This is a genomic window from Clostridioides sp. ES-S-0108-01, from assembly GCF_020662285.1.
GTDB lineage: Bacteria > Bacillota > Clostridia > Peptostreptococcales > Peptostreptococcaceae > Clostridioides.
The window spans coordinates 1-9,542 of sequence record NZ_JADGMN010000041.1; the positions used below are offsets into that span (position 1 = coordinate 1).

General features: G+C 23.0%; 10 protein-coding genes. 2 read left to right on the top strand and 8 right to left on the bottom strand.

Going from position 1 to position 9,542, the window contains the following annotated elements:
* Positions 1–718 precede the first annotated feature (718 nt).
* Positions 719–925 carry a hypothetical protein gene (locus IR152_RS19185; protein ID WP_147628923.1) on the top strand — a complete coding sequence of 69 codons (207 nt, stop codon included), beginning with the start codon at positions 719–721 and terminating at the stop codon, positions 923–925.
* Positions 926–981: 56 nt separating this feature from the next.
* On the opposite strand, the gene IR152_RS19190 is transcribed toward IR152_RS19185, so the two are convergent.
* The 8 genes from IR152_RS19190 to IR152_RS19225 form a co-directional block, all read right to left on the bottom strand.
* Positions 982–1,269, bottom strand: a complete 288-nt coding sequence (locus IR152_RS19190) for a hypothetical protein (RefSeq protein ID WP_227453439.1) — start codon at positions 1,267–1,269, stop codon at positions 982–984.
* A gap of 450 nt (positions 1,270–1,719) precedes the next feature.
* Positions 1,720–2,538 (bottom strand): S8 family peptidase, encoded by an 819-nt coding sequence (locus IR152_RS19195; RefSeq protein WP_227453440.1) that lies wholly within the window; start codon positions 2,536–2,538, stop codon positions 1,720–1,722.
* 147 nt (positions 2,539–2,685) lie between these two features.
* Positions 2,686–3,372, bottom strand: coding sequence for a hypothetical protein (locus tag IR152_RS19200; protein ID WP_227453441.1), 687 nt, complete (start codon positions 3,370–3,372; stop codon positions 2,686–2,688).
* Positions 3,373–3,401: 29 nt separating this feature from the next.
* On the bottom strand, positions 3,402–3,824 hold the full coding sequence (locus tag IR152_RS19205) for a hypothetical protein (protein ID WP_227453442.1): 423 nt from the start codon (positions 3,822–3,824) through the stop codon (positions 3,402–3,404).
* Between the two features lie 77 nt (positions 3,825–3,901).
* A complete protein-coding gene (locus IR152_RS19210) occupies positions 3,902–4,606 on the bottom strand; it encodes a DUF4367 domain-containing protein (protein WP_227453443.1) in 705 nt (234 codons plus the stop codon).
* Positions 4,599–5,147 carry an RNA polymerase sigma factor gene (locus IR152_RS19215; protein ID WP_227453444.1) on the bottom strand — a complete coding sequence of 183 codons (549 nt, stop codon included), beginning with the start codon at positions 5,145–5,147 and terminating at the stop codon, positions 4,599–4,601. Before IR152_RS19215 ends, IR152_RS19210 begins: the two co-directional genes overlap by 8 nt.
* Positions 5,148–5,243: 96 nt before the next feature.
* The gene (locus IR152_RS19220) at positions 5,244–6,170 is read right to left on the bottom strand and encodes a hypothetical protein (protein WP_227453445.1); all 927 of its coding nucleotides are present in this window, start codon (positions 6,168–6,170) and stop codon (positions 5,244–5,246) included.
* Entirely contained in the window at positions 6,151–7,236 is a 1,086-nt protein-coding gene (locus tag IR152_RS19225; protein ID WP_227453446.1) for an AAA family ATPase, read from the bottom strand. Before IR152_RS19225 ends, IR152_RS19220 begins: the two co-directional genes overlap by 20 nt.
* Positions 7,237–8,096: 860 nt before the next feature.
* Here IR152_RS19225 and IR152_RS19230 point away from each other — a divergent pair.
* A complete protein-coding gene (locus IR152_RS19230) occupies positions 8,097–9,254 on the top strand; it encodes a replication initiation protein (protein ID WP_227453447.1) in 1,158 nt (385 codons plus the stop codon).
* The last annotated feature ends 288 nt before the right edge of the window (positions 9,255–9,542 follow it).

Sequence of the window (9,542 nt, forward strand, 5' to 3'; positions counted from 1 at the left end):
AATAAATGTGTATAAAATACCATTATTAGTATTTCCTGATAATAAAAAAATATTACTAGAATTGAAAGTTTCCAGTAATATTTAGTAGCAAAAATATATATTTACACAAATCTATATACATTCTCATTTTTTCCTTTTTATAAATTATGATTTAGAATTTTGGTCTTTAAAAATTGGATTTTTTATAGAATTTCTGTTTTTTCTTTTAGCATATTTTATTATTATATCATATAATTTTCTTAAAAAAGATGCTAGAAATGTTGTAAATAATTATTTATTGAGACTTGAAGAGTGCTTTCCTATTATTTTAGGCATTATGATTATATTAGAATTAAAATTAAGAGGTCTTTATCCTGGTAATTTTATTACTTATTTATACCTCTTATTGATTTTCATTTCAAGTATTGTAACATTTAAGAGCTTAAAAAAGAGATCTCTTAATAGAACAAATACAGGTTTTGAAGCTATTTTATCTATTTTAATTTTTTTAATGATAATTATTGTATTTTTTATATTGATTCTTTTTCTAATTATACTGTTACAAATAAAATCTAATTCATTACAAGATGATACTAAACTTTTTTGTTATGCTTTTACTCTAATTATAGCAATATATATATATATATTACTATATGCATTTTCTGATTTATTTAAGTTTAAATTTTTTGAACTAACAAAACTCTTAATCTACTTAATACTTTTTTTATCTTATATTCTTATGAAATTGGAGTTTTTTCATACAGATATTTTAAATAAAGCTTTTAAAATTATATCAGAAGATTCTTTTACTGAAGCACTTGTTACTTTCGTAGTTTTTGATTCTTTATTTCAAAATGGGCTTTGTTTCTTTGAAGATTTAAAAAGTAAATATTATATTAAAAAAGCAAAAAAAAGTGCTAAATTAACATTTAAAAAACTTAAATAAAAAGAAATATCTAAAAAGATATTCCTTTTTATTTAGAACATGTAAAATCAACAAAATTATTTTAGTCTACTTATTAGATATTCTTCGCTTTCAATGCTTAAAGCTTTTAGATATATACAATAAGAGTTTTCATTTGTGAAAATTTCGATAATATTATCTTGTTTATTAACACTTATTATATCTTCAAATTTTATATGGTTTTTAGTATTTTTACCTCTGAAAATGTATTTATTATCAATCAAAATATCATCATCTGTAATTGAAATATAAAGTTTATTTTTATACTCTATTAAAAACTTATATATTTGTTTAAAATAACCCCTATCATAATAATTTATTAACATTGAAAACCACTCCTACAATTTATATTGGCATATGTTAGTAAAAATACTTTACCATGCTTGCATTGAAGATGTAATATTAGCGGACTAAATTAATATAATTGTCCATTCAAAACGTGTTATTTATATTCACATAATTACAATGGAAATACCTATAAGGATTATTCCACTAATACATAATAAAAGTGTCTCCATTAGATTTTTATTAAGCTTATAAGAATTATAAGCAAGTAAAACTTGTTCAACTCCAAATAATATTAAACAAAACTTTAATAAATTAAAATTTTTAATAATATTAATACAAGAAAGTATTGATATTAAAACTATTAAGATAGAAATTAATAAAGTTAATATTTTAATTTGCTTACTATAGAACATATTATTTTCCTCCTCATTTTAAATGCATACTATAATTATAAACAAATAGAATTTATTCAAGTAAAATATTTTTCACTATTTTAAATATGATAAATCAAAAGAGAAAAAAGCATCTGTACTTACAGATACTTTTTTTCTAATTTCTTTTAAAGCTCCTAAATATGTTTTTTCGTTTTTGTTTATCTGGGATAATAAATTCATAATTTTTTCATTAGTTAAAATTTGAGTACTAGAAATATTTGTGTCTCTCATCAACGCTATATAACCTGTAATAATAGCTGTTGCTTCTGATGTTCCCTTTCCATAGAAAACATTATTATTATTATCTACCACCTTTATTTTTTCCCCAGGTGCGTTTATTAATGTCTTTTGAGGTGCATTTGTCAATGTTGAAATATCTCTTCTATCATCTATGCTACCAACAGAAATAACATTATTTAAAGATGCTGGAAATAGCAAAAATCCTTGTTTATAATCACCTGCTGAACTTACAACTGTTATATTTTTAAGATTAGCTTTATCTATTTTTTGTTTTATATTAATATCTGTTTTTGTGGATCCTAAACTTAAACTAATAATATCTACTTTTTCATTTAATGCATAGTCTATAGCATCTTCTATCACATTAGGATTAATACTTTCATCATCATTCATTACTTTAATTGATATTATTCTAGAATCTGGAGATATTCCTTCAATCATTTGATTATTTTTATTATAACCTTTTATAATTGAATACATCATCGTTCCATGACCATTTGTATCATAATCATTATTGCTATTAGTTAAATTTATATTTTTATAAACCTTTTGAAATTTTGAAATACCAGAATCTATCAATGCTATTTTTTGACTTTTCCCACTAGATATCTCATGCATATCACTATAATTCATATAATTAACATACCAACAGTCAGATCTTATATTGTTAAAAACTATAAATATAGATAAAATTATTAAACAAGATATGAATATTATTGTTCTAAGATTTTTTTTTTATAATTTAAGTTTTGTTTTTCGCTCATTAATTTCACCTAATTTTTACTGATTTTTTACTGCATAAGTTAACCACCAGTTTATATCCGCAGTTATTCCTCTATTATTTCGTGAATTTACATAAGATACTTTATTTGCAAGACCTCCCATATATGCAGCTGATAAACCAGATACAAATCCTATTGGTGCTCCCATCCCGCCTAAAAGAATACTTACTGCTCCTGTTGCTACAAATCCTTGTGAAGACTTATTCAAATCATAAACCCATCTATTTGCTGCTGCAGTACTTTTATTTTGTCTTACTCCCCATGAAAATTTTTGAGTATATGTAGAACCTCCTTGTACATAAAATGAGTTGTCTGTATTGTTTATAATATCTTCTTCAGGTGTAATTTTAAGAGTTTTATTTTTTACTCCTTCATTTATATCATCTATATTTTCTTTAACTAAACTATATATTACATCACTATTAAAATTATTTATGAATTTTGAATCAATTCCTTGCTCTATCATTTGTTCTTTAATATCTTCTACATTAATTTCTTTCAAATCATTTTTCAAGTCAGAAGAAACTTCAATACCCTCTTTGGTATAAGATACATTTGATTCTATAACATTTATTATTTGGTTATTTACATTTGTGTCTTTTTTTTCTAATGCATTGATTGAAATTACTGGAATAATCAATGCAATTGATAGTCCTAATGCAATTACTTTTTTAACACATTTCATAATAATATTCCTCCTAAATTTTAATTAAATTAATAATTTGTTACATTACTTGTTATATTCCTACTTTCATTTCCAGCTTTTATTGTTGTTAGTATTCTATAAGAATATCCCTTTGATACTTTATATTCTCTAGATAAAGTACTTGAAGTTTTTCCTGAGCTTGACCATGTTGATATAGTTACCCAGTTACCAGATTTTTTTTGCTGTAGTCTTGCTGTAATTGATGTTGAACTCCCAATTTTACCATCAACATAACAAGATATATGAGCCTTTCCAGAACGAATACTCAAATTACTACCAGCACCTTTAATGTAAATCATAAATAAATCATTATCATTTGTTTTATTATAATCATTAGTATTTAATGAAGTATCTTCAAAAGCTTGAACATTTAAAGGTAATAGGCAAGTTAATGTACATAATCCTGCTACAACCACTTTTTTAGAATACACAAATATCACCTCCTTTTTTCCTTTATATACTCATATAACGAAAAAAAAAGGTGATTTGTGACACTTTTTGAAAAAAATTATTTTATATTTTTAGCAATATCTATAAGATCATCTTCGTACTTATTTAAATCATTTTTATTATCATAATCAAAATATATTGTATATACATTTTCTTCATCATTCCAAAAAATTGTAATACTATTGTCTTTAATAATATATTTAGCTTTATAATCATTTACCATAACATCTGTGACTTTTGCATCCTCTGTATCTAATATTACTGTATTTGAATCAATTTGATTTGAACGATATCTTATTTCAGAGCCATTCTTGTTTTCATAGCGAATAAAGATACCTTGTAATGTGTTTTCTTTTTCAACCTCTTTAAAACCCTTTGGTATATATTTAGGTTCTTTTAATATAAAATCAAGTTCCTTATCAGTTTGAATATCTTTAGAAAAAATAAATTCTGTCAAATCTTCATAAATTTCTATTACAATTTTGATAAATTGATTTCTAAGGGCATCAACACTCATAGTTATTGTGAATAATCCAGTTACAACTATTAAAAATACAACTACAACTCGTTTTAAATAGATAACAGTATATTTGATGAAAGGATTTCTTTTTTCTTGACGAATTAGTTTTTTCATCTTCCTTTCAAATCTTTTAGAAAAAACATGATTTAATTCTTCATCTGGTGGTAACTGATCTAGAATAATTTTTTCAGCATTTGAGGCATGTCTATAAAGCATTTCATCTGTGATATTAATTTTACTCAACGCTTTGCACCTCCAATTCAATTAAGATTTCTTTCAGTTTCTTTTTTCCTCTTTGTATTCTTTTACGTACGTTATCCTGTGATATATTTAGTAATTTTGATATTTCAGCATCAGAATAATCATGACTAAATTTTAATAGAATAACTTGGCGATAATTTGGTGGGAGATTTGCTATGGCTGTATCAATTTCATCATAATCTTCATTATTATTTTCAATTAGTGATTTTGATATTTCAGTATTATAGAAATCATCTTCTATTGATACTATATTTTGTTTTTTTCTCTTTCTATATAAATCTATTGCTGTTCTCTCAACTATTATAACGATAAAAGCTTTTGTTTTGGGATAATTAACTTGATTAATTTTTGATAGGTTTTTTATTATTTTTATAAAAGAATTATGTACAACATCTTCTGCTAGATGCTCATCTTTTAATATGTTATTAGCAGTATAAAACATTATTTGTTTATATTGTATGTAGATTTCTTCAAACTTTAATTTGTCATCTTCTGAATCAATTAATGATAAATATATTAGCATAGAATCTGTCTCCTTTAAATTTTAACTCTACAATGGTACACCATTACATTATAACATTAAAAGGGAGAGGTATTATAATACCTCTCCCTTTTAATGTTATATTCTATGAATATTTATACTATTGGAGAATTCTTCTAAATTAAAGTGATCTAACACTCCTATTAGTATTATATTATCAAAGTATTTATTTAACTTATCAATGTTTTTAAAAATAAATGTTAAATTGTCATGGTCAAGTAATTCTAAATTATCTAGAGCAAGTAATTTAAAGTATGAATCATTGCTTTGATATATAGCAACCATCAGAGCAATTAAAAATATCAAGCTTTCACCAGTTGATAGAGCTTCAAAAGATATTTCTTTAGAATTTATTATAAATCCGAAATCAACTTTATTTTTTTCATTTTTGATAAAAACAGTTTTATTATTAATTCCAATTTCTAATAAAAGCTGGTCTATCAAATGTATAAAAGGTTTTATACCATTATTGATTAAATTGGATTTTTCTTGTTTTAAAAGCTTTTCTAATGATTTGTAATGTTCTAATTTTATTTCTTTATCTTCTCTAATAGATTCATTTTTTTCTAACAATATCATATTTTGTTTTATATCTAATTGTTGTTTCCATTTATCTTTTAAATCAATTAAATCTTTTTCAGATAAAGATAACATTTTTTCAAGTAAATCTATATTACCAGAGTTATTAAATAATTTAAGTGCATACTCATATGCTTCCAACTCAGCTGTTAGATTATCTATATTCAGAATTTCTTTGTCAATATTATTAATTCTTTCTTTTATATTTGATAATTTAATGTTATTTTCTTTTATCTTATTTTCTTGTTCACTAATTGTTTCTAAAAGACTATTTTTAGTTTTACCAATTTCATGATAATCTTTTCTAGCTAAATTATACTTATTTAATATATCATTATAAATATTGGAGAAGGATTTTAATTCATCGTTTAAGGCATTTATTGATGAATTAAAGCCTTCCATGTTGTTACAGTATATATTTTTCATCAATAATACATTTTTTCAATTTATTTCTCTCATTTATTGTTTTTATTAAATCATTATTAGTTTTAATTTTATTTTCTATATTAGTTTTTTTATTTTTAATTTCAATACCAGTAAGCTCTAAAGATTTTAAAGTATTATTTAACTCTGTTAGCTTTGTATTAATTTCATTATCAAATTTAAAATCTTGTAGTTTAAAAATATTTTTTTGCAATTTTTCCTTTTCACTATATAGGTCTTTCTTTTTATCTTTATTTACTTCAATTTTATTTTTGAGATTATTATATTTGTTTAATATCTCAGATTTTTTTAGAGTTTCTTTTTTTATATTATCTATATCATTTCTTAATTTATAAATTTCTGACTGCTTTTTTTCAATTTCATTATCTATGTTATTGTTTATATCAATTTTTGTATCACATTTTAATGATGTTAACTGAAAGATAATTGCTTTAATTTCTTTTATATCATTAGATATAATCTTTTTATTATTTGAAACATAATCTAATAATTTATTAAGATTTTCTTCAAATGAATATTTATCTTGATATGCATACATCAACTCATTTAATATGTTTTCTGGGATAATACTATCTAATTTTGAACTTAGATAATGTTTATCATACTTACCAGTCGATATTAAAGAATAAATTAGTTTAGATTTATCATTTGAGTTTAAAGAAAGAAAATTATTAATATCAAAAAAAGTTGTATTTATTCCAAGTTTATCTATTATATCTTTGTTTTTACCACTGAGTTTACTCTCCTTAGATTCTGAAAAATACAGCTCTTCACTACCACTTGATTTTTTTGAATTCAACGATCTTTGTATAATTCCATTGTCTGTATATAATTTTACGGAAAATCCATTTTGATATTTTGATATTTTCATCATATCAGATGTTTTTTTATCGCAACCAGGTATATATCCTAATATTGCAAATATAAGACTTTCTAAGATAGATGATTTTCCTACTCCATTTTTACCTGTTATGACTATTGGCTTTGATAAATCTATTGTTTTATCATCATAACATTTTACATTTGTTAAGTTTAGTTTTTGAAACATTTTAATACCCCCTATTTTGTTAAGCTGATAAATACAGCTAATTTTTATTTGCTAAAATACATAGCTTAAATTTTTTATTACATATAATATGGGATTATTTTTGAAAGTTTTTGAAAATTTTTTATTTTTAAATGTTGTAAATTACTAGAAAAAAATTTAAAGGATTTTGAAGAATAGAGAATGAAATATTTATTATTTAGCTTTCTATTCTTTTTTGTTATCATAAATACATAGTTATTTCAATTTTAAAGATTTTACTTTATGTTTTGACATATTTACTTATGAAACATTATAAAATCGTTATATAAGGCTTATATTGCATTTAAAGCATATACTAACATGTTATTTTTAAAATGATTTGTCTATATTCAAAACAATTAAAATGACTCATTGTTTTTTTGATTTATTTATATAAATTTGCGTTTTTGAAATGCGACACTTTGATAAGAATAGACTAGTATATCTTTACTAATCTTTACTAGTCTTTATTAGTATTTATATATATAGTATTTATTAGTATTTAAAGTATTTAGAAAAGCTGGATACCTTATAACGACTATCACACATAGTCTAAAGTACGACACTTTAATAATGAAAGTACGACGCTTTGATAATGAAAGTACGACACTTTGATAATAGAAGTACGGCACTTTGATAATGAAAGTACGACACTTTGATAATAGAAGTACGGCACTTTGATAATGAAAGTACGACACTTTGATAATGAAAGTACGACACTTTGATAATGAAAGTACGACAAAGAATAAAGTTGACGCTTAGCAATTAATTTTGATATTATAATATTTAATAAATAAACTAAATTTTTGGCTAATTTGTAAATACTATTTAGGAGAAAAATAATGAATCAAGTAAAAAATCAGAAAGACAATATCTTGATGAAATCTAATAAATTTATTATGGCAAGATATGATTTGAAAACAATAGAAAATAGACTTTTTGTAAGATTGTTATATGAGTTTCAGAAAAATAAAAAGTTAGAAATAGCAATAACTATTGATGAAATTAGAGAACTTATGAAAAACCCTAATTATACAACACCAGAAGCAATAGGTAAAATATTTACTAAATTAAGAACAGGGACAATATATATTAAAGAAGATGGCAGTTGGGGAGAGTGTAGTTTTATATATCATTGGATTTATAATGAAAAAGATAAAATATATACTGTTAAAACTTCCTATGAATTACTAGACTTAATAGAAAATTATATTCAGGTAGGATATACTCCAATAAATTTACAAATATTTTTTAGTTTGCGAAATTCATATGCACAAAGATTTTATGATCTATTAAGATTATGGACAAGAACAAAAAATAAGATTACATATACTTTGGATGTTTTAAAAGAATTATTATTGCTGGAGGATAAATATTCTAAATATAATGATTTTAAAAGGCGTGTTATTGTTCCTGCTATAAATGAACTTAATACTACAGAATATTTTGATATAGATTTCAAAGAAATCAAGAAAAATAGAAAAGTAGCAGCTATTGAATTTTCTGTTAAAGACTTAGATAAGAGAAAATACTTTAATAAAAATATTGTAGAAAATATAATTTCTACAGATCAAGAAGAAAATAAAGAAATTGAGAGTACAATAGAATTCTATATACCTGATGAAACTATATTTACTAAAGGTACAATAAGACTTTTTAAAATTGATTTCAAAGAGTTTGATTTTAAAGAGGATATTTATGTACAAGCTTTCGAAAAGGCTCTAGCCATATCGCTTGAAAGAGACAATACGGACATTATAAGTACAAAGAATTATGATTTCTTCAAAGCAACTCTTTCAAATAAAATAAGTGAAAGCATAATTGAGCAAAAAGATAATTCGAAATTTAAAGAAGAACTAGATTTGTACTGGGATAATGAAAATCTTGATGAAGTTGAAAGAGAGATTGATTATAATAAAGCTCCTGTAAAACTTGAGACTGTTAGAAGAAATTTATTTGACCAAGGATTAGTAAATGAAGAAGGTTATTATTATAAATAGAATTGGAAAAAATAAATATATATTAGATTTATAGATATATTGATAAAACAACATTTTTTTATAATGGCCAATACATAATTTATTTAGAAAAAGACTAATAAGACTATGATTGGGGCTGTAAGTAGATTTGTGTAAAAACAAATTTACCTATAGTCTTTTTAGTATACAAAATTGGTAAATTTGGAATAATATTCATATAAAAAATTTTGGAGGTTTTGAAAATGAAAGATATAATTGTTCCAGATGTTGATTATCAAACAGAAGTTAAAAAATGCAAGACAATGGAAG